We start from the raw sequence: 21875 nt of genomic DNA, 5'->3' as shown, positions 1-21875 counted from the left end.
GGCTGGCCCTGGCCGGCCGCTGGGCGATGGGCGCAGGCGCGGCCGGTTCGGCCGCCTCGGTCCGCTCGGCCTCGCGCCTGCCGAGCAGCGCCGGCGGCGGTGCAAGGGGGGGTGCAAGCAGCGGCCCCGGCGGCGGCGCACCCGGCGGCGTCGCGGGCGGTTCAAGCGGCGGCGGGCCGGCCGCGGACGCGCGAAAGGCCGCCTCCACCAGCGCCGTCGTCGACCGGGCGCGCGCCTCCTTCGCCGCGCCGCCGTCCACACCGTCTTCAGTCGGGCCTTCGGGGCCAGTGGAGGAGCCGCCGCCCGAGCCGCCGGCCGGCGAGCCCCAGGCGCCGGAGGACTGGGAGCCCGACCCGCCCCGACCGCGAACATCCTGAAGGGACCACAGATGACGTCCAACGCCTTCAAGCGTCCGCAGGACCGCTATGGCCAGTCCACGCCGGACGAGACCCCCTACCATCGCGCCGCGCAGGTCTGGGACGATCGCATCGGCTCGGCGCGGGTCCAGGCGGGCAACTGGCGGCTGATGGCCTTCGGGTGCCTGGCCCTGGCCGCGCTCAGCACCAGCGCCTTTCTCTATGTGCAGCTGCGCCGGCCGATCGCGACCTATGTCGTGCCGATCGATCAATATGGTCGGCCGGGTCGCGTCGAACTGGCCGATCGCGCCTACAGGCCCGACGACGCCATCAAGGCCAGCTTCGTCGCCGAGTTCGTCGAGCGCGTGCGCTCCAAAAGCACTGATCCGGTGGTCCTACGGGAGAACTGGTCGCGGGCCACACGGATGACCAACCAGGCCGCGCGCGCCAGCCTCGTCCAATACGGCCAGGATCACGACCCGGCCGCGCGCCTGGGCCAGGAGGCGGTCTCCGTCGAGATCGCCTCGGTGCTCCCGCGCAGTCCGACCACCTTCCAGGTCCAGTGGCGCGAGACGACCTACCTGCAGGGGGTGGCCGGCCCGCCGGTGCGCTGGACGGGCCTTTTCAGCCTCGCCCCAAGGCCGCCCAAGACCGAGGCCGAGCTCTTCGACAACGCCCGGGGTCTGGAGATCACCAGCTTCCAATGGAGCCGCGACCTATGAGCCTGCCTATTACCCGGCCGGGCCGCGCCCTGGCCCTCCTAGCCGCCCTGGCCTGCGCGCCTCTGGCGGCCGCGTCGTCCGCCGATCCGTCCGGGCCGCAGGCGTCCCATACCCACGGGCCACGGCCGGCGGTCTTGCCGCCGGTCCCCCGAAGCGGCGGACCCACTCCGAGTGTCGGGGCCGGACGGTCGGGCCCTGGCTCCGGCCCGCAGGCTGCGACGACCGCCCTGCCTGCCGCATCGCTTGCCGACGCGGTCCAGGGCGTCGCGCCCGCGCGCCAGCGGCTCCCGCGCCGACGGGCCGAGGCGAGCCTGGCCTTGGCCAGGCCGCTGGCGACCCTGCAGCGGGCCAACGCCGAGGCGCGTGACGGACCGGCCAGCGGCGTGTTCGTCAACTCCGCGCTCTATCACGCCTTCGAGCCCGGCCGGCTCTATGCGATCCACACCAGTCCAAGGTTCCTGACCACCATCGCGCTGCGCCCCGGCGAGAAGCTGATCGCCAAGGCCGCTGGCGACACGGTGCGCTGGGTGCTGGGGGAAACCGAGGCCGGAACCGGCGAGGCCCAGCAGGTGATCGTGCTGGTCAAGCCGATGCGCGGGGGCCTGCGCACCAACCTCGTCCTGACCACCGACCAGCGCACCTATCTGATCGACGCGGTCTCCACCGACAGCGGGGCCTATACCAGCGTGCTGTCCTGGACCTATCCGCAAGAAGAGGCCAAGGCCAGAGCGGCCGACGCCGCGCGCCGGGCCGCGGGCGAGCAGGCCAGCGAGGCGCTGCGCGTCCAGACCGCCGTACCGGTCGAGCGCCTGGACTTTCGGTATCTGGTCACGCCCCTGAAAGGCCGCGCGCCGCCCTGGACGCCGGTGCGTGTGTTCGACGACGGCGCCAAGACCTACATCGAGTTTCCGCCTGATCTGGCCGTGCGCGAGGCTCCGCCCGTCTTCCTCCTCGACGCCGACGATCATGCGCAGCTCGTCAACTCGCGGCTCCTCGGTCGCTACCTGGTCGTGGACCGGATCATCGACCGCGCCGAGCTGCGCCTGGGCGACAAGAAGCCGGTGATCGTGCGGCTGACCCGGCAGGGCGCGCGCCGATGAGCGTCGAGCCGCCGCCCGCCGACCCCGCCGCCGCGAGCGCGGCGCCCAAGCGACCGGCCGAGGGCGTGCTGGTGGCGCCGCGCCGGCCCATCACGCGCTATCGGCCGGCGGTGATCGCCGCCGTCGGCGGCGCCATCGTGCTGGTGGTCGGCGCCGGCTTCATCCTGGGCATGGGCCAGAGCGCGTCGCGGCGGACGGCCCCGCCGGAGCCAGCGCCGCGGGCCCCGGAGGGACCCACCCCGATCGAGGACCGTTTGCCTTCCCGTTACGACGATCCGGCCGCCCTGCCGCCGCCGCTCGGCGCGTCCGCCAGTCCGGAAGCGCCGACAGGTGCGACGCCGCCCCCTGCGGCGCAGTCATCCCCGCCTGTCTCTCCCGAGATCCAGCGGGCGCGCCAGGAGAGCCTGGCCGCCCGCGCCTCGCCGCCCTTCTTCAACGGGGCCGGCGGCGCGATCGGGCCTCGCCCCTCGGCCGGAGCGACGGAAGCTGGCGCGCCCTTGGCGCCCCCGGCCCTGGGGAGCCCGGGCGCGGCCCCCGCCCCGCCTGTGGCGGTCTCGGCCAAGGAGCAGTTCATCGCAGCGGCCGCTTCACGCGGGTCCCAGGCGCCGATCCTGCCGCGGCCGCCGCTGTCGCCCTTCGAGGTCAAGGCCGGCGCGCTGATCTCGGCGGCGCTCATCACCGGTATTAATTCGGATTTGCCGGGGCCGGTCATCGCCCAGGTCACAGAGCCGGTTTTCGATCACCGCACCGGACGCACGGTGCTGATCCCCCAAGGGACGCGGCTGATCGGTCGCTATGACAGCCAGGTCGGCTATGGCCAGGAAAGGGTTTTGGTCATGTGGACGCAGATGGTTTTTCCCAGCGGCCGCAGCGTCGACCTTGGGGGGATGGTCGGGCTCGATGCGGCCGGGATGAGCGGCCTCACAGGTAAGACCGACCGCCACCTTCCCGTGCTGGCCCGCGCCATCGGGCTTTCGACCCTGATCTCGATCGGCGGTGCGGCGGCCCAAAACAGCGCCGGCCGGAGGGATGACCAGGTCGTCCTGCAGGACGCCGCCGGCGGCGTGGCGTCCGCCGCCGGCCAGACCGGCCAGCGCCTGGTCGAGCGTGACCTGCAGCGAGCGCCGACCTTGCACATCGCGCCCGGGCAGCTTGTCCGGGTGCTGATCGACCGCGACCTCGTCCTGCCGCCCGAAGGACCGCCAACCCCTTGAATTGGCAAGCAACCGACAGCGGCCCGATTCCCAAAGAGATCAAGGGTCTTTATTCGCTTAACGCGGGTGTTTCGCCGTTCACCTTTATTAGTTGGGCGGCTGGAATCGCGATCTTATCGGCGGCGCCATGAAGACCGCTCACGATCTTGCGTATCAGGCCGAATACCAGAAGCGCCTTCGCGCCCAGGCCCGCGCGGCCGGCAAGGCGCAGCTGAACGGCATGGTCGGAAAACGCTTCATCGAACTGCTTGACGCGATGAAGGCCGAGCGTGGCTTCGCCAATCGGATGGACGCCCTCGAGCACGTGTTCGAGGTCTATTTCGACGGGGGCGACGAGGAAAGGAAACACGCCGTGAGCGCATAGAAAAACCCGGCTCGCTGTAACGCGCCGGGTTCTCCAGGTCATTCGCTAGACGGGGCGCCAACCCCGACCGAGCTCCTAGTTCCTGCTCTTTCTAACCGAATCACCGACATCGCTGCAATCCAAAAACGCGCGTTCGCGCGACGGGAACCTGTGTGCCTGCGGCCTCCCCAAGGAGGAGCAGAAAATGCAGACCGTCTCGAACGGGGTGGGAGACGTGCGCCGTCTGGCGGACGCCCAGTGGGCGGCCGCCCGGCTCGCCGAAACCTACCAGGGCCTTCCGGAGGGCATCTCCAAGGCCATGCTGCTTGACCGGTTCGAGCGCGCTGCGCCCCGCCTGGGGTACGGCGACGGGCTCGTACGCCTGATCCGGGCCTTGGTGCGGGTCACTGCCGAGCAGGATTGGACGGGTCGCACCCATCCCCTGGCCTGGCCGTCCAACGATGCGCTCTGCGAGGAGTTGCAGCGCTCGCGCAGCTGCGTCCAGGGTCTCGTCCGCTTGGCCGTCCGCGCCGGCCTCGTCCACATGAAGGACAGCGGCAACGGCAAGCGCTGGGGATACCGCGACGAGCGCGGCTTCATCGTCGAGGCCTTCGGCTTTGACCTCGCCCCCATGGCCGTGCGCTGGGACGAGTTCGCCGACCATGCCGCCGCCCGCGGCCTGGAACAGGCTCAGCGCCGCCATCTCAAGCGCAAGCTCGGCGAGATCCGCCGGGAGATCCGCACCGTCTGCGCCGACGCCGTCCATCGGGGCTTCACCGGTTACGACTGGGCCGGCGCCGTCGACCTGGCGCTGGGCCGACTGCCGCGGACCCCCAGCCTCGCCGAGCTGGAGGCGCTGCATGACACATTCCAGGCGCTGCTGGCGGCGGTTGACGCGGCCTGGGTGAAGGCTCGGAAATCCAATGAATCTGAGCCCAGGGGCGTCGTGGACGAAGCCCAGAAAGAACCTACAACCCAGCCTAGATCCGCAGGAGCAACGTATTCTTCTCTTCGAAAAGAGGTAGTCGAGCCGTCGGCGCGAACGACCCGGCGTGGGGTGGAAGCTGACCCGGTCGCGGTGGAGGCGGCGATCAGCGAGGAGGTCATCCCGCTGTCGCTGGTGCTCGAAGCCGTGCCTGAGCTCGCCGATTTCCTGGAGGATTCCGCCGCGGCCCAGTGGGAGGACCTGGTCGACGCCGTCGGCCGCGCAGCACCCCTGATGGGGGTCAATCTGTCTGCGGTGCGCGAAGCCCGCGACGCGATGGGCCGCAACCGCGCCGCCATCGCCTTGGCCACCGTGCTGGCCCGATGGAAAGATGGCGAGATCCGCAGCTCGGCCGGCGGCTATCTGCGCGCCATGTGCGAGCGGGAACGCTTCGGGGGCCTCAAGCTCCTGCCCAGCCTCTATGGCCTGAAGGAGCGCTCAGCGCCGCCGCGGTCTCGCGCCAGACGCGCGGACGAGACCCGGTAGCGTGGTGGCGGGCGCTGTGCGCGAAGAGGCGATTTTTGTTCGGCGCTTCCGGGTCTGGCCATGACTGGCGGGGGAGGCAGGGACCGGTGGGGCGGCCGCGTTCCGGCGGCCGAGGAGAGTTCCGGCCATGTCCCTGCGCGCCATCGTCCGCCGCCTGGGCGGCGACCTCTACGACGGAGGCCGCCGCGCCAACATTCCCGCCCCGGGCCACAGTCCGCGTGATCGCTCCGTCTCCCTGCTTGAGGAGGACGGGCGCGTCCTCGTCCACACCTTCGGCGACGGAGACTGGCGGGCGGTGCGCGACCATCTTCGCAGCCTCGGGCTCCTGGATGAGCCAGGTCGGGTACGGGCGGCCGCGGCGGCGCGGACCAAGACCGTCGAGGACCAAGCACGGTCGGCGCGGCGGCAGACCGCCGCGCGGCTGTGGGATGAAGGGCGCGGCTTGGCCGGTACGCTCTCGGTCCGACACTGCCGGGGCCGAGGCGTGCGGAGCGAACTGCCGGGTCCGGAGGCCCTGCGCCACCATCCCGCGGCTCCGCTCTCGGTCTATCGGCCAGGTCGGGCGGCTCGTCCGGCCCTGATGGCCGGGGTGGTCGATCCGGACGGAAAGATCACCGCCGTCGAGCTCACCTATCTGACGCCCGGCGGGCGGCGAGCCTTCGACCTGGCGCTGCCACGCAAGACGGTGGGGGTGCTTCCCGCCGGTAGCGCCGTTCGCCTCGATCCGGCCGCGCCGACCCTGCTGGTCGCCGAAGGGGTGTTCACCGCCCTGGCGGCCCGGCGGCGCTTTGGCCTTCCGACCTGGGCGTTGCTGTCGACCTCCAACCTGCGGCGCTGGCGTCCGCCGCCGCTGGTGGGCTCGGTGCTGATCGCCGGAGATCGGGGCGTCGATGGCGAGGCCTCGGCCCAGCGCCTGGCCAGGGACTTGGCCGAGGCGGGCGTGACCGCCGAGATCGCCCTGCCGCCGCCCGCCTTCGGCGACTGGGACGAGGCGGCCAAGGCCGAGTTCTGACCAAAGGTCAAAGGCAGGGCCGGCGCGGGCGCGCCGAGGATCCAGGATGGGCCTGGCCCGGCGCGGGAGTTACGACATGACCCAAGCCCGCACCACGTCCCGCACCACGTCCGCGGTCGCTCAGCCGGCCGAGCCCCAGCTTGCCCCGCCGCGGGCCGTCAAGCTCCAGGACGGCGACACCGTTCGTGTCCGCCTGAGGGATCTGGGCCTGGCGCCCGAGAACCTGCGGTTCGACGAGCCGGTCGACGAGGACATTCCGCAACTGGCCGACACCATCGGCGCGGCCGGGGTGCTGATCGCCCCGATCGTTCGGCTCGGCCGCAAGGACGAGGCGCCGTTCATGGCTCTGGACGGCCGTCGCCGCCGCATGGCCCTGCTGCTGCGGCGTGAGCGGGGCGAGGTCGACGACGACCATCTGGTCACCTGCCAGGTGGCGGTGAGCAAGGCCGCCCAGGCCGCGGCCCTGGTTCTGCCCAACACCGAGCGCGCGCCGATCCATACAGCGGCCGTGATCCTGGCGATCGGCAAGTTCCGCAAGGCGCGGATGGACACCGCCGCCATCGCCAAGGCCCTCGGCTACGACGTGGTGGAGATCCGACGCCTGGAAGCCCTGGCCGGGGTCCACGTCAAGGTGCTCGACGCCTTCCGGCAGGGTCGCCTGACGCTCAAGCAGGTCAAGCTCCTGGCCCGCATCGACGACAAGGCCCAGCAGGGCCAACTGGCCCAGGCCGCGCTCGATGGTCATCTCCAGGACTATCAGCTGCGCGCCCGCGTCGAAGGCGGCCGGGTCACGGTCAATGACCCGCGCGTTGTTGCCGTCGGCATGGGCCGCTACGCGGCTGCCGGCGGCGGTTCGAGCAGCGACCTTTTCGGCGAGATGCCTGACGTGCTGCACGACCCGGACCTCCTGCAACGCCTCTGGCAGGAGCGAGCCGACGCCCTGGGCGCGAAGCTCTCGGGCCTCGGGCTTTGCGTGTTCACAGGCCCGGACGGCGGGGTGGCCGCGCCCGACGGTTTCGAGAGCCTGCCTTACGTCTATCACGGCGACCTGACCGAGGCGCAGGAGACCGAGCGCGAAGCTGCGGGCGCTGTGGTCGACGCGGCGGTGGCGAGGCTCAAGGCTCTGCCTCTGGACGAGGACGCGGCCCTGGACGTCCTGGTCGAGGTGATCGCCGCGCGCGCTGCGCGCGCCGCCGCCGGACTGTCGCGCGGAGAACTGGGCGCGCTGATGCTCTCGCCCAGCGCCGATCTTGGCCTGGAGGTCCGCTTCTTCCGCAAGGAGGTCGAAGAGACGCCGGACGAGGAAGACGACGAGGACGAGGTCGCGCCGGCCGCGCGCCGGGTCGTCTCGGCCGATCCGCCCGACGTCGCCGAGGCCAAGGTCACGGTCGAACTGGACGGGGCGGGCCACAGTCTGCACGAGACCCGCACCGACATCGCCACCCGCGGCTTGATCCGCGACCTGGCCGACGATCCCGCCGCGGCCCTGACCGCGCTGCTGGCGCAGCTCTTCAAGAACTTGGCGTTGCGCGGATTCAACCGGGTCAGCGAGTCGGCCCTGACGATCGAGGCGGCCGCCTATGCCCGCAAGGGCGTACCGCCGATCCCGTCTCTGGACGGAGAGGTCTATGAACGCCTCGCCGCCCGGCGTGAGGCCTATCTGGCCTCCGGCCTGCGGCCGATCGGCTTCGTCGACGGCCTGCCGCACGGCGAGAAGATGGCGCTGCTGGCCGAACTGGTCGCGGTGTCGCTGGACCTAAAGGAAGTGCGCAACACCCTGATCCGGCGCAGCGCCCGGGCCGAGGCCGTCGAGATCGCCGCCCTCTGCGACGCCGACCTCTCGGTCCATTGGTGCGCTGACGGCCAGTTCCTGGCCCTGCACTCCAAGAAGCAACTGCTGGCCATGCTGGCGGCGATGGAGGTTGAAGACGAGCGGGCCGCCAGCCTGAAGAAGGACGATCTGGTCACCCTGGTCGGCGACGCCGCCGCTGAACGTCGCTGGGCGCCGGCCGGCTTGTCCTGGACCTTGGCCGCGGCGGATGCCGATGGCGAAACCGAGGAGACGGAGGAGACGTCCGACGACGACGCCGGTGTCGTGTCTCAGGATGACGCCTCGTCTGAAGGCGGCGCGCCTCACGAGGCCGGGGTCGAGCTCGCGGCGGCCCAGTCCGACGGGGCCGATGGCGACGGTGCTGAGATCGATCCTGGCGACGACGGCGGCGAGGTCGGGCCGATCGCGGCCTGACGGAGCGCTTGCTGATCGGCGCGAGCCCCCGCCACCGAGGCGGGGGCTCGACGTCTGCCGCCCTGCGGCGGCCCACGAGACAAAAGGAGGAGGCAGGACCAAGCCGGGCGAGCCCCCCGGGTCTGGAAGGAGGAGCCTTCCGCGGCGGGTGAGCAAGGCCTTGTTCCATGACCCTCAACGAGCTGTCGCAGCAGCGCGCGGGCCTGCTGGACGGTCTTTTTGCGGCAGCGCCCCGCTCACGTCATGACGCCGTCGAGCTGAAGGACCGCCTTGCCGGCGCCGGCGGCTTCGAGGTCGTGCTGTGCAATCCCCCGTTCGGGCCCTTGGAGGCGCATCTGCACGCCGCGCTTGACACCTTGGCCGACGGCGGCCGGCTGGTGGCGATCGTTCCGTTGCGCCTGCTGGAGGTCGAGGCCAAACTGTCCGACCTGGCCCGGCGTGGCGCGATCGTCGGTCGCATCGCCTTGCCCCCGCGCGCCTTCGCCGGCCAGGGGACGTCGGTGGAGACCGGTCTTCTGGTGATCGATCGCGGCGCGGCCGGGCCGATCGCGGCGCTGGCGACCAGCGAGGATCTCGCCGAGGCCGCCGCCCGCGTCGCGGTCTTGCCGGCGCGGCCTAGCGCCAAGCCGCGGGTCTTCCGCACCGTCGTCCAGCCAGCCGCTTTCGCCCCTCGCGAGCGGACCGCCGCCGGACCTGGCCGGCGCCTGGCCCTGCTCGCGGAAACCCGCGCCTTGGACTACGCGATGATCGACTGGCGCGGCGAAGGCCATGACGTAGGTCTCTACCAGGCCTATCGCCTGGGCCGTATCGCCATCGCCGGGGCCGCACCGCACCCGTCTGCTTTGGTCGAATCCGGACCCATGGCCTCGGTGGCCCCGCCGGTCCCGACCTACCGGCCCGTCCTGCCCACCGGGGTGATCAACGACCATCGCCTCTCGGACGCCCAGCTTGAGACCATCGTCTATGCCGGCGAGGCCCATGCCCAAACCTTGCCGGGATGCTGGCGGATTGGAGAGGCCGCCCACCAAGCCGTCGCCGTCGGGGCGGACGCCCAGGACGCGGTCAGATTCCGGCGGGGCTTCTTCCTGGGCGACGGCACCGGCTGCGGCAAAGGCCGCCAGATCGCGGGGGTCATCGCCGACAACATGGCCCAGGGTCGGCTGCGGGCGGTGTGGCTCTCCAAGAACGACGCCCTGCTCGAGGACGCCCGCCGCGACTGGAGCGCGATCGGCGGCCACGGCCATGACATCGTCCCCCAGAGCGGTTGGAAGCAGGGCGAGTCCCTTCGTCTGGAGCGCGGGATTCTCTATTCGACCTACGCAACCCTGCGCCAGCCGGCCCGTGGCGATCGTCCCTCCCGCCTGGACCAGATCATCGCCTGGCTGGGCGCGGACTTCGACGGCGTGATCGTCTTCGACGAGGCCCACGCCATGGCCAACGCCGCGGGCGGGGGAAAAGGCAGTCGCGGACCCAAGAAGGCCTCGCTGCAGGGCCAAGCGGGCCTGGCGCTGCAGAACCGCCTGCCCAACGCCCGGGTGCTCTATGTCTCGGCCACTGGCGCGACGACGCCGGAAAACCTGGCCTATGCCGGGCGCCTCGGGCTCTGGGGCGGGACGGAAGCGCCGTTCACCACCCGTGAGGCCTTCTTGGAGGCCGTCGAGGCCGGTGGCGTGGCGGTCATGGAGCTCATCGCGCGCGAGCTGAAGGCCCTTGGCCTCTACATCGCCCGGTCCCTGTCGTTCGACGGCGTCGAGTACGAGGCCCTGCCCCACGCCCTCACCCCGGACGACATCATCATCTGGGACCGCTGGGCCGACGCCTACCAACTGATCCACCGCAATCTGCGTCAGGCTCTGAAAGAAACCGGCGTGCTCGACGCCGACGGCGCGGCGCGCAGCGGCCAGGCCGCCTCGGCGGTGATGTCGGCGTTCGAGGGTACCAAGCTGCGGTTCTTCGGCCACCTCTTGGCAGGCCTCAAGGCGCCCAGCCTGATCGCGGCGATCCGCTCCGACCTGTCGGCGGGCCGCTCCAGCGTCGTCCAGGTGGTCAGCACCAACGAGGCGGTGATGGAGCGGCGGCTGGCGCAGATCCCGTCCGAGGAGTGGAACAACATCGCCGTCGACCTGACGCCCAAGGACCAGGTTCTCGACTATCTGATGGCAGCCTTTCCGATCCAGGCGATGAGCGTCCTCGACAATGACGACGGCTCGGTGACCCTCGTGCCGATGGTCGAGGATGGCCGGCCGGTCTACAGCCAGGAGGCCTTGGCGCTGCGCGAGCAGCTGGTGGCCGAACTGGCCTGCCTGCCGGCCGCGCCGGGCGTGCTGGACGCGGTGCTCGACGCCCTGGGCCCGGACCTGGTGGCCGAGGTCACCGGCCGTGGCCGCCGCATCGTCCGGCGCGAGGATCGCCGGGTGGTCGAGCGGCGCGGCGCCACCGCGGCGAGGGCCGAGACCGACGCGTTCATGTCGGGCAAGAAGCGCGTCCTGGTGTTCTCCGACGCCGGCGGCACGGGGCGCAGCTATCACGCCGACCTGTCGGCGGCCAACCAACAGCGGCGCGTCCACTATTTGGTCGAGCCGGGCTGGCGGGCCGACGCGGCGATCCAGGGGCTGGGGCGCTCGCACCGTACCAACCAGGCCAGCGCGCCGCTCTTTCGCCCGGTGACGACCGACATCCATGGCGAAAAGCGCTTCCTGTCGACCATCGCCCGACGGCTCGACAGCCTCGGCGCCTTGACCCGGGGCGAGCGGCGCACGGCCGGGGCCGGGCTCTTCCGCGCCGAGGACAACCTGGAAAGCCCGTTCGCCCACCGCGCGCTGCAGGCCTTCTATGTGGCGCTTCACCATGGCGAGGTGGCGGCCATGGACCGTCCGGCGTTCGAGGCCAAGACCGGCCTCAGCCTCCTCGATGGCGAGGGCAACCTGCGGGCCTCGGACGACCTGCCGCCGATGAACACCTTCCTCAACCGGTTGCTGGCCCTGCGCATCGCCGACCAGAACGGCTTGTTCGAAGCCTTCGACGCCATCCTCGCCGGCATCCTCGAACGCGCCGCCGCGTCGGGGGCTCTAGACCGGGGTGTGGAGGACATCGTCGCCGACGAGTTGGTGGTGCTGGGCGAGGAGACGATCCGCACCGACGTCATGACCCGGGCCGAAACGCGGCTGGCGCGGTTCTCGCTACGCACGCGGCGGACCCTGGCCAGCGTCGAGGACACGCTGGCCAGCCTCGATCCGGCCGCCCTGCTCTATTGCGTCAACCGCAAGTCCGGTCGCGCGGCCCTGGTGGTCCAGGGGCTGACCACGACCGACGACGACGACCGTCTCACTGCAGCCGTGCGGCTGGTGCGGCCCGACAAGCGCACGACGACGCCGCTCAAGGTCTTCGAGGAGTCGGCTTGGGAGAGCGTCGATGAGGCGACCTGGAGCGAGGCCTGGCGCGCCGAGCTGGCTGCGGCCGACCCGTTCACCACCCGCGAGATCGTCCTGGTGACGGGGCTTCTTCTGCCGGTGTGGTCGAGCCTGCCCAGCCGGCAGGCCACGGTGCGGCGGATCAAGGGGCCGGACGGACGCCGCTGGCTGGGCCGCGTGCTCGACCCCTTGCAGGTCCCGCCACTTAGATTGGCCCTGGGCCTGGGCGATGCGGCCCAGACCATTGGCGAGCCGCGGTTCGCGCTGCGCTCGGTCCTGAAAGACGGCGCGTCCCTGGCCCTGGCCGGCGGCCTGTGGCTGCGGCGGGCCCGGGTGATGGACCGCTGGCGCATCGAGGTGGTGGGGGCCGCGACGCAGCGGCAGGCCTTCGTCAACCTCGGCTGCTTCGTGGAAATCATCGCCTACACGCCCCGGGTCTTCGTGCCCGTCGACAAGCCGGCCGTGCTGGGCGCGGTGCTGGCCCGCTGGCCGGCGCAGAGCTTGCTGCCGGCGGCGGCGTGAAAGGAGAAGGCAGGGCCGAGCGGCCGAGCGATCCGGACAATGGGGTCCGACGCCGTCAGATCGGAGGACGCCATGTCCGCCTCCCCTGCCCTCCCCGCCGCCGTCGAGCCGGTCCAGTCCGTCGAGGACGCCGCCGCGCGGACGCCCTTCCGCCCCAAGGCCAGGGGCGGTTGGGCCCCGTCACGTGATCGGGTTCTGGATCTTGCCGGGCGCTTCGGCGTCGACGTCATGCAGGACGCCGAGATCCTGCACCTGCAGATGGCCGGCGAGGACCGCGCCGAAAGCCTTGATCTCGCCCAGCGCCTGATCGAACGCTTCGGCGGTCTGGCCGGGGTGCTCGCGGCGGACCGGGGTGAACTGCGCCGGCATGTCGGCGAGGCCACGCTGCTGAACTTCAAGATCCTGCGCGAGGCCGCCGGGCGCGTGAGCCTTGCGGCGCTGGCCGCGCGCCCGGTGCTGTCGTCGTTCGGCGCGGTCGCGGATTTCCTCCGCGCCAAGCTCAAGGGCCTGCCGCGCGAGGAGTTTTGGGTCGTCTTCCTGGACAAGAAGAACAACCTGATCCTGGCCGAAGCCATGGGTCGAGGAACGGTCGATCACGCGCCCGTCTATCCCCGTGAGGTTCTACGCCGAGCTCTGGAGGTTGGCGCCACGGCCGTGATCCTGGCCCACAACCATCCCTCCGGTGATCCCGAGCCGTCCCGGCCGGATATCGACATGACGCGCGTCATCGTCGAGGCCTGCAAGGTTCTGGGCGTTCTCGTGCACGATCACCTGATCGTCGGCTCCGGGAAGATCCAGAGCTTCCGGTCCCTTGGGCTGCTTTAGATTCCGGAGAATCCACCCCCGAAGTTTCGCGGGTGAATTTCGGGGAGATGCGTTCAGGGCCGGATGCACCCATCCTCCCGAGCTTTTGGCGGGCCGTTGGCGCGACACACTGCGCCGGTGGCCCGTCTTTCGGTTGCTGCTTTCCGTGGCGTCGAGGGAGTGAGCGTGATGATCGATAGGCTTGGAACCGGTGAGCGCGTCTACCTGTCGATCAAGACCTACCTGCTCTCCGAAAGCGCCTTGCGGCCCGGCGGACGCATCGACGTCCCCGATCTGACGCGACGGTTCGGGGCCAGCGCCACGCCGGTGCGCGCCGCGCTGCACCGCCTGGTGGGCGAGCGGCTGCTGACGGCCCTGCAAGGCGAAGGTTTCCTCGTTCCCCGGCTGACCGAGCCGGATCTCTCCGACCTCTACCAATGGAATGTCGCCCTGCTGGTCAACGCCGCAAGGTCAGCTGGCGAGGAGCCTGCGATCCCGGCCCAGGCGCCGGCGGGCGATGGCCCCATCGCTGGGCTTGAGGATCTGTTCGCGCGGCTGGCCGCACGCAGCGGCAATGTCGAGGTTGAGTGGGCCGTGGCTGGCGCCAGCGACCGTCTGCATCGCCCGCGCTGCGCCGAGCTGGACCTCATACCCGAGTTTCAGGACGAGTCCCTGGAGCTTCGCGGGCTGGCCGCCACGGGATCTGCCGGCGCGCTCCGTCAGGCGCTCGTCGCCTACCACCGTCGCCGTCTGCGTCTGGTTCCTGCGATCGTTCGCAGCCTGCATGGCCTAACCGATCGGGACCCGCGACGGCCCGCAGAATAATCGGAAAATTCCGGCGCTATTCCTTGGGAGTTTTCCACCTCCGGTCGCACCGTACAACCGTCACGGTGGGCGTGACTTAGAGAAGGAGACCGTCATGGAACGGATCGAAGACCACATCGAAGACGCCCTGATCGACCTGGGCGCCGTCAGCGTCGAGACCAAGGGCTCGGATCTGCCGACTTCGGAAGTCGGCATCGGCCGCCAGCCGGCCGGCATCACCGAGGACTGACCCTCGGGGCGGAGGCGCCGGACCGGCGCTTCCGCCGCTGACAGACGATCCACAACTTCAGCCGCCCCGAGGGGCGCTCCAAGGACACGCGCCATGCAGCACATCGAAAACCACAGCGACGAGTTGGTCGAATTGGGCCGCGCCAGCGAAGAGACCCGCGGCCCCGACATGCCCACCTCCGAGGTCGGCATCGGTCGCGCCCCCTTCGGCATCGCCGAAGATTGAGCACCGGCGGAGCGGCCAGGCCGCTCCGCTTCGCAACCATGCTCAGCGTTCCCGCACGGCTGGCTCACGTCGTTACCGACGACGGAGCCGTATTCCTGGACATAGAGACCGATCGCTATTTCCGCTTACCGTCCCATCTGGAGCGGCCCTTCGCGGAGGCTTTGGCCGGCCGACCCGTCGCCCATGGCCAAGCCGACAAGCTTGTCGCCCTCGGCGTCTTGGAGCTTGCGCGAAACGCGGGACCTGCCCGACCGACAGCAGCCATCCGCGTGGCGGATTCCATCGTCGATTCGGCAACCCCTGGCAGGGTCCAGCTGCCCACGATGGCGGCGGCCACGGGGTCTCTCTTGCGCGCGCGAAGAAGTCTCAGCCGCGGCCTGGCGAAAACCTTGGACGCCATCGCTGCCAATCCGGCACGATCAGGCGCCTCTCGCGACAAAGCTTCACTTCGCCGGGCCGCCCTCGCCTTTCTGGCCGCTCGTCGCTTCATTCCGGTTCGACCGGTGTGCCTCTTGGACTCCGTGGCGATGCTTGATTATCTGAGCCGGCGAGGTCTGGACGCCGATCTGGTGTTTGGCGTCATCGTACGGCCGTTCAGCGCCCATTGCTGGCTCCAAGTCGGCGATCTGGCCCTAAACGATGAGTTCGACAACCTGGTCGGCCGCGCGCCGATCCTGGTGATTTGATGCGCAGCCGCTTCCTCCTGCTGTCCTGGGGACCTCAAGGGCGTGCCGAGGCGATGCGCCTGGTCGCAGCATTGACGGACTGGAGTTCCAAGGTCGACGGCCGAGACTGGATGTTGCTGACACCCGATCCCGAGAGCCCTGTTGAAGTCGAAGGGGCCTGGATTGTCGGTTCGATTTTCCCGCGAAGGTCCGAGCCGCCCCGTCCAGCCCGCGCACACGCCGAACGTCCAGTCGAGCGGCTCCTGCGGCGCCAGTGGGGGGCATATGTCGCGATCGTCGATCAGCGCGATCACGTTGAGGTCTTCCGTGATCCCTCGGGCAGCCTTCCGGCCTATTGGACTCGCCAGGGTGATTTGACCCTTGTCCTTTCGGGTCTCGAGGAGGTCATCGCTGCCGGCGCGATCGCGTCACGCATCGATTGGTCGTCCGTTGCTGGGATGATCGCCTATCCCCAAGTTCGCGCCGACCGGACAGGACTGAACGGGCTGCACGAACTTCTGCCCGGTCAAACCCTTCGGATTCGACTGGGTGCGCCAGACGGGCTGGCCTTGCGATGGTCGCCCTGGCGTTTCGCCGCGCGCTCCGCCGCCATTTTGGACCGGAGCCGGGCTACCGAGATGCTGCTGCATACGGTTCAAAGTTGCGTTGCGACTTTGGCGGAGCGTTTTCCCAGACCGCTTCTGGAGCTTTCAGGTGGCCTGGATTCTTCGATCATCGCCGCGAGCCTGCGACTGACTGGCCACTCAGTGGATTGCATCAACATCGTCACGCCGACAGCGGAAGGCGATGAACAGCGCTTCGCGCGTCTCGCCGCAGATGGTCATAGGCTCCGGATCGTTCCAGTGGCCGCAAAGGGTGTCGATATCCGGCGCGCCCGCGCGGGCCGCCTTCCCAGACCTGGAGCCCACGCCTTGCTGCGGCCGATCGAGGACGCTTTCGTCGCCGCCGCTCAAGCCAGCGGCGCCACCGCGTTCTTCAGCGGATTGGGCGGCGACAACGTCTTCTGCTCGCTCTCGTCGGCCGCGCCGGCGTCGGACGCTCTGCTCACCAGCGGCCCCGGGCCGCGTTTCATGCGCGCCCTCGACGACCTTGGGCGGCTCCACGGCTGCACGGCCTGGACCGCTGGAGGGCTCGCCCTACGCAAGGCGGCTCGTTCAGGATCGATGGGCCGGTTGCCGGCCGACGCCAGCTTCCTCGCGCCCGGACGCGCGCCCGATCAGGCTCCCTATCATCCTTGGATGTCGGCCCCCCGCGGCGCCTTGCCCGGCAAGCACGACCAAGTTCGAAGCTTGCTCCTGGCCCAGGCCTATCTTGATCGTTACGAGCATGCGGCCGAGGGCGATATCGTCTTCCCGCTTCTTTCCCAGCCGATCGTCGAACTGTGCCTTCGTATTCCGACCTGGCTCTGGATCGCCGATGGCCAGAACCGCGCCATCGCCCGTGACGCCTTCGCCTCGGCTATTCCCGAAGAGGTCGTTCGACGGCGCTCCAAGGGTGGGCTGAACGCCTTCGTGGCGGCCGTGTTCGAGGACAACATCGAAGGCCTGACGGCACAGCTGATTAATGGTCGACTGGCGCAGGCCGGGCTCCTTGACCTCTCCGCCGTCCGGGAGATCCTGGCCAATCCGGCTCTGGCGTCCGGCCAGGCGCTTTTTCGCGTTCTGCAGCTCGCCGATGTCGAAGCCTGGGCCCGGACCTGGGACGATCCCTGAGGACTCATGACCCGGTCCTGGCTCGGTCCGACATGGCCCGCCATCGCTTGTACTGTTCGGCTTTCGCCGGATCGGGGTCTTCGACATCCTGCAACCAGAAGCGAAACCAGTCGAGGTTCCGGACATAGGCCGCCAGGCGATGTCGAGGCTGGACGAGGATGTGCGGTTCATTGGCGAACACCCGCAGCTCGAACGGGGTCGCGCTGTTCGAAAGCCGAGCGATCAGCTCGATGGTCGGGCGGAACTCTTGCTCGGGCATCTGCATCAGCACCGCCGCCCGGATGCGATCGACGTTGAGGGCCGGAGAGATGCGTTTCCACCGATCCGGCGTCTCGTCGGGTGCGCCCAGGCCCCAGACTTTTTTTAAGTTGGCCGGGACGTCACGGCCCCGGAAGCTGTTCATCCAGTAGTAAGTCGGCTCCAATTGTACGGAGGTCACCGAAATGGCCCTGAGCAGATCGCTGTTGATCGCGGTCCAGTAGGTTACCTCGCTTCCGAAACTCAACCCGCCCATACCGACCCGTTCGGGGTCAATGAGGCCGCGACGGTCCAGGATATCGACGGCGGCGCGCAGGCCCCGTGTCGAAGTCTCGTACTCCGCGACCGAGTCCTGTTGCTCGGAGACCGGCGTCGGATAATTGACGCAGAGCACCGCGATGCCCGCCTGGGCGATCAGGGCAAAGGGCCATTCGTCGCCCGTTCCACCGCGAAGATAGCCGTCGCAGTTGTAGTAGTGGATGAACAACGGGGACCGCCCGGCCATGCCATCGGCCGTCAGCAGCCGGCCCAGGAAAGCCTGACCCTGAGCGTCGGTCCATTCGAAGCGCTGAACCTTCAGGCCGCGCGGAGCGTCGAGATCGGTGTTGGGCGCATCGAGAATGGTACGCTTCCCGTCGTCCAGCCCGAACGCCATCAGACGTGGCGCGACGAGCGGTTCGGCGACGACGCAGACGGCGCGCTTGGCTCCGATCGCGCAGGGCTGTCGCGATCCGCCCCCGCTCAGCGATCCGTCTATCGATACGATCTCGCGGGCGCCATTCGACCGGGGGTCCCACACCCAAAGGGCGTAGTAGCCGTTGCGGTCTCGAACGGTGAAGGCGACGTCCGTGTGCTGCGGACGCCGTGCGGCGGCCAGTACGCGACCTTCTCGACAGGCAGCGAGCTCGCAGGGGGCCCATGACTCGTCGGTGAGTTGGGCCTCCAGACGTGTCGAGACGTTGCCGACCGTCAGACGGATCGCGCCAGCACCCGCCTGTCCCGGTGTTTCTGTGATCAGAGTCCCGTGATTGGGCGTCGTCGAAATCGTCGTGGCCGGCGTGCCCTGGACGTCGGCGACGGCGAAGGTCTTGAGGTCAACGACCCTCCGTCGCGGCGGCTGGCCCGCCAGACGTGCGCCGCGACCGAACCATAGCCCCGAAAGACGCTGGCTGGCCAATCTGCCGTTGACCTCCACCGCGCCAAACAGGCTCTGGGCCGGGTCCACGGTTTCGTCGATCAGCACCCCGTCGTCGCGATCCCTAGCCTCGGCCGCCAGGATTTCGGCCCTAGTCGCGCCTGTTTCGTAGGTCAGGCGGTCGTTGGAAATCGAAAACCTCTCGACGTCGGCGTCATCGCGCGTAATCGGCTGGGCGATCAACCGGTCCACGGCCGCCCGCCAGACCTGGACGCCATCGTTTCCCAGCGCCCTGAAATAGAAGGCGCGGGAGTCGGCCGCCCAGACTGGCGCCTCGATCACCGGTACGCCGGCCGCGCTCCAGAGCGCGAAGCCCCCGTCAGCGACACGGCGCGCGACGCCCGGTGCGCCGAGCGGCGCGACATACCATTCCAGGCGGTAGCGGTTGGTGGAAAGGTCCGCCCGACCCCGGCGGTAGGCGACGAATGCGCCGTCCGGCGAGATGGCCGGCGCGGCGATCTCCGTCATCTCGATCAACTGCCGCGCGGTCGGCGCGGCCTGGCCCCCGGCAGGGATCAGCAGAAGAAGCGCGAGGAGCCAGGCGAGCCTTACCACGAGCGCACGAGCTCCAGGGCGATCAGGCGACCGATCGGGCTCGCCTTCTCGCCGTCGTAGCCGGTGGCCGACGTGACCGAGCGGATTTCCGCGAAGGGAGGATCCTTGTCGAACAGGTTGCTGACCGATAGGGCCACCCGGAGGCCGGCAAGGCGTCCGGCGTCCGGCGGAGCCTGCCAGGCGAGCTGCAGATCGGTCGTCGTCCAGGACTTTACGGACTGGGCGGGGATCGGGATCTGGTTCTTATAGCCGTCGATGTAGTTGACCGCGATGTTCGTCGCCCAAGGTCCCTGGGTCCAGTTGATCCGGCCCCTCATCCGTAGGTGATTGGGATTGCCAACGGTGCCGACGACGTCGACGGTCGGCGAGGTCTCGGTGACCCTCTGGTTGACGGAGAAAACGTAGCTGCCGCTGAGGCCCAGACCGAGTTGGCCGGCGCCCATGGGTCGCCGGTAGTCGAGATCGAAGTCCACGCCGTCCTCGTCGACCTGCGAGAGATTGCGGTTGCGCAGGTCTACGATCGCTTTGATGGCCGAGGCGGGAATGGCCGAAGGATTGGTCAGTTCAGAAGCGGCATAGTAGCGGGCCACCAGATCGGCGGGCGGATTGTCCTGGATGACCCCCGCGTACACCGCGCGCTCGATCAGTAGGTTGAAGGCGTTGGCGTTCACATTGGCGATGCGATCGCGGTAGGCGACCTTGAAATAGCTCGCCGTCAGCTTCAGCCCGTCGATCCGGGGGGGCTGGTATTCGACCGTGCCCGACCAGGTGGTGGCGCGCTCGGGCCCGGTGTCCGGCGAGTTTCCAACCAGGGCCAGGACGGGCGTTGAACCGGTAGACGAGGCCGGATCTGGAAGGGCGACGGGCTGGTAGAAGGTCAGCCCGGGGCCGACTTGCAGGTCCTGGAAGCTGGGCGCACGGAACGACTTGCCGTAGCTGCCCTTAAAGGTCAGGGAGCGCGTCGGTCGCCAATCCAGTCCGATCTTGGGATTGCGGGTCGTTCCCACGTCGCTGTAACGCTCGATCCGACCGGCCAGGGCGAGATCAAGCTGACCGACGGCCGCCGTCGGGGAAAGGATCGGCACGCGAACCTCGGCGTAGGCCGCAGCGATCTCACGCCGACCGGGATAGAGGGTCTGCGCGGTGACCGGAGTCGCGGTCGACAAGTCCGTCACAGTGCTCTGACTGTAGCGCTCAGAGCGCCATTCCGCGCCGAGGGCCGCCTTAACCGTGCCGGCCGGAAGGTCGAAGAGCGGGCCGTCGGCGCGCAGGCTGCCCGACCACACCTCGTAGACGCCGCGGCCGGTGTCGTAGCCCCTGACCCGAGCGATCGTGGTGGGATTGGTCGAGCCCGGATCGCCGAAGACGTTGTAGGCCGTAGCGGGATCGGTGTCGGCCAGGGCGGCGCGCAGCCGGAAGCTGTTGATGTTGTTATCCGAGCGCCAGTTTTCGCGCTGGCGGCCGTACCCTCCCTGAAGCGTGGCCGACCAGGCCGCGAAGGATCGGGTAACGCCGGCCGTGGCGTTGACCGCGCGGGCCCCGCCGCTGTTCACGGGCTTGCCCAGGTCGCCCCGGAAATCATAGCGCACGCTGACCGGCTGACGGGCGCCCAGCACATCGAGATAGAAGGGGTTGGTGACCGGGACGCTGGCCGTGCGCTCCAAACTGCCGATGTACTGGCGTTCGAACCGCCGATCCGCCGCCAGCACCTGTCCGAATAGTTCGGTTTTGTCGTCGAGGTGCTGGCGCGCCGACAGATAGACGGCATGCCGGCGTTGGCGAGGCAGAAGATCAGTGTCGCGCTGCTGGTCGGATTGGTTGATCTGTCCGGGCAGCAGTTGGCCAACCGTCAAGCCCACGCCGTTCTGTCCGCTCGGGATGGCGTAATACCGCCCGCCGGCGAAGATGTTCCCTGGCGATCCGAAGGGCTGGCGGTTGTCGGCGCCGCCTAGCGCGCGCAGGTCCTCGGTTGCGTAGGCGCGGTCATTGGCCGAAAGGCGGCCGCGCTCGTAGTACTCGTAGGACAGGGTGAGATGGCCACCGTCCCAGTCCTTGCCCCAGATCCCCCCAACCTGGCCCTCTTGGGCGTCGCCATCGGCCGTGCCGAAGCGGAGGCGCGTCTCCAGGCCCGTGAAGCGATCGCGCATGGCCAGATTGACCACGCCGCCCACTGCGTCCGAGCCGTAGAGCGCCGATGCGCCGTCAGCCAGGACCTCCACATGGTCCAGGGCTGAACTAGGGATCAACGAGACGTCCGCGAAGAGGCCTGACACGCCGCCGAGCGCCGGCCGGGCGCCGTTGAGCAGGACCAGGGTGGAGTTGCTGCCCAAGCCGCGCAGATTGATGGAGGCCCCAAGACCGGCGTTGAGATAAGCGTTGTTGCGGTTGTTATAGCCGAGCGTGGACTCATTGGGGCCGCCGCCAAAGTTCTGCGGAATGGCCTGGACGATCTGCTGGGTGGTGGCGTAACCGCTGGCCTCGATGTCCCGCCGGCTGATCGAGATGAGATTGGAACCGACCGGGCCCGCGCCCCGGATACGAGTGCCGGTAACGACGAGCTCCGACAGGATCTCAGCGTCGCCGGCCTGGGGCTCCCCCAGGACCTGCCCGGTCGCCCCCATGTCGCCCGGCTGGACCACCAGGTTGGCGCCGACTGTCACCAGCTGCAGCCCCGAGCCGGAAAGCAGGGCGCCATAGGCCTGATCGGCCGTGTAGCGGCCCTTCAGGGCCGGAGCGATCTTGCCGCGGGCCAGGCTGGTGGAAACGACGATCGGGCGACCGCTGATGCGGGCCACTTCCGACAGCGCCGTGGCCAGGGGCTGGGCCTTGAGGTCGTAGGCCTGGTGCTCGGCCTGGAGCAGCCGGGGCGCGGCCATGGCGGGCGCGGCGGCCGCGGCGACGAAGGCGGCTGCCGTGGCCATCAGGCCGCGGCGGAGTATGGACGTGTAGCGAGACATGAGGGCCCCCAAAACCCAGACCGCGCCGGTCGCG

At 69.6% G+C, this 21875-nt stretch carries 16 protein-coding genes and 1 pseudogene; 14 read left to right on the top strand and 3 right to left on the bottom strand.

The features are described 5' to 3' along the window. Positions 1 to 259: pseudogene (locus DDF67_RS26070) on the bottom strand (hypothetical protein); the annotation flags it as partial. 129 nt (positions 260 to 388) lie between these two features. Between DDF67_RS26070 and trbF the strand changes: the two are divergent. From trbF to DDF67_RS12715, 14 genes are all read left to right on the top strand, one after another. Beyond that, positions 389 to 1078: a conjugal transfer protein TrbF gene (gene trbF / locus DDF67_RS12780; RefSeq protein ID WP_109101270.1), complete on the top strand. Its 690-nt coding sequence runs from the start codon at positions 389 to 391 to the stop codon at positions 1076 to 1078. Between the two features lie 317 nt (positions 1079 to 1395). Next, positions 1396 to 2178, top strand: a complete 783-nt coding sequence (trbG, locus tag DDF67_RS12775; protein ID WP_233247643.1) for a P-type conjugative transfer protein TrbG — start codon at positions 1396 to 1398, stop codon at positions 2176 to 2178. Then, positions 2175 to 3392, top strand: a complete 1218-nt coding sequence (locus DDF67_RS12770) for a TrbI/VirB10 family protein (protein ID WP_109101268.1) — start codon at positions 2175 to 2177, stop codon at positions 3390 to 3392. The genes trbG and DDF67_RS12770 overlap by 4 nt, the downstream gene beginning before the upstream one ends. Positions 3393 to 3519: 127 nt before the next feature. After that, positions 3520 to 3756, top strand: a complete 237-nt coding sequence (locus tag DDF67_RS12765; protein WP_101715518.1) for a transcriptional regulator — start codon at positions 3520 to 3522, stop codon at positions 3754 to 3756. A gap of 184 nt (positions 3757 to 3940) precedes the next feature. Then, complete coding sequence (gene repC / locus DDF67_RS12760; RefSeq protein ID WP_109101267.1) at positions 3941 to 5206, top strand: plasmid replication protein RepC; 1266 nt, start codon at positions 3941 to 3943, stop codon at positions 5204 to 5206. Between the two features lie 127 nt (positions 5207 to 5333). After that, complete coding sequence (locus tag DDF67_RS12755) at positions 5334 to 6218, top strand: DUF7146 domain-containing protein (RefSeq protein ID WP_109101266.1); 885 nt, start codon at positions 5334 to 5336, stop codon at positions 6216 to 6218. Positions 6219 to 6294: 76 nt separating this feature from the next. Continuing rightward, positions 6295 to 8463 (top strand): chromosome partitioning protein ParB, encoded by a 2169-nt coding sequence (locus tag DDF67_RS12750; protein WP_146198023.1) that lies wholly within the window; start codon positions 6295 to 6297, stop codon positions 8461 to 8463. 167 nt (positions 8464 to 8630) lie between these two features. Then, complete coding sequence (locus DDF67_RS12745; RefSeq protein WP_109101264.1) at positions 8631 to 12395, top strand: strawberry notch family protein; 3765 nt, start codon at positions 8631 to 8633, stop codon at positions 12393 to 12395. Between the two features lie 195 nt (positions 12396 to 12590). Next, positions 12591 to 13220 carry a RadC family protein gene (gene radC / locus DDF67_RS12740; protein ID WP_408608607.1) on the top strand — a complete coding sequence of 210 codons (630 nt, stop codon included), beginning with the start codon at positions 12591 to 12593 and terminating at the stop codon, positions 13218 to 13220. Positions 13221 to 13388: 168 nt separating this feature from the next. Further along, entirely contained in the window at positions 13389 to 14024 is a 636-nt protein-coding gene (locus DDF67_RS12735) for a GntR family transcriptional regulator (RefSeq protein ID WP_109101262.1), read from the top strand. Positions 14025 to 14118: 94 nt separating this feature from the next. Then, a complete protein-coding gene (locus DDF67_RS12730) occupies positions 14119 to 14253 on the top strand; it encodes a benenodin family lasso peptide (protein WP_109101261.1) in 135 nt (44 codons plus the stop codon). 93 nt (positions 14254 to 14346) lie between these two features. After that, complete coding sequence (locus DDF67_RS12725) at positions 14347 to 14478, top strand: benenodin family lasso peptide (protein ID WP_109101260.1); 132 nt, start codon at positions 14347 to 14349, stop codon at positions 14476 to 14478. 38 nt (positions 14479 to 14516) lie between these two features. Beyond that, positions 14517 to 15164: a lasso peptide biosynthesis B2 protein gene (locus DDF67_RS12720; RefSeq protein WP_109101259.1), complete on the top strand. Its 648-nt coding sequence runs from the start codon at positions 14517 to 14519 to the stop codon at positions 15162 to 15164. Next, complete coding sequence (locus DDF67_RS12715) at positions 15164 to 16876, top strand: asparagine synthase-related protein (protein ID WP_109101258.1); 1713 nt, start codon at positions 15164 to 15166, stop codon at positions 16874 to 16876. Before DDF67_RS12720 ends, DDF67_RS12715 begins: the two co-directional genes overlap by 1 nt. A gap of 4 nt (positions 16877 to 16880) precedes the next feature. Here the strand turns inward: DDF67_RS12715 and DDF67_RS12710 are convergent, their stop codons facing one another. Both DDF67_RS12710 and DDF67_RS12705 read right to left on the bottom strand, forming a co-directional pair. Further along, positions 16881 to 18884: an Atxe2 family lasso peptide isopeptidase gene (locus DDF67_RS12710; RefSeq protein WP_109101257.1), complete on the bottom strand. Its 2004-nt coding sequence runs from the start codon at positions 18882 to 18884 to the stop codon at positions 16881 to 16883. Next, positions 18878 to 21841 (bottom strand): TonB-dependent receptor, encoded by a 2964-nt coding sequence (locus DDF67_RS12705; RefSeq protein WP_109101256.1) that lies wholly within the window; start codon positions 21839 to 21841, stop codon positions 18878 to 18880. The genes DDF67_RS12710 and DDF67_RS12705 overlap by 7 nt, the downstream gene beginning before the upstream one ends. Positions 21842 to 21875 lie beyond the last annotated feature (34 nt).

The organism is Caulobacter endophyticus (genome assembly GCF_003116815.1).
Taxonomy (GTDB): domain Bacteria; phylum Pseudomonadota; class Alphaproteobacteria; order Caulobacterales; family Caulobacteraceae; genus Caulobacter; species Caulobacter endophyticus.
Note: the sequence above shows the minus strand (reverse complement) of the source record. Positions and strands in the feature narration are given on the sequence as shown.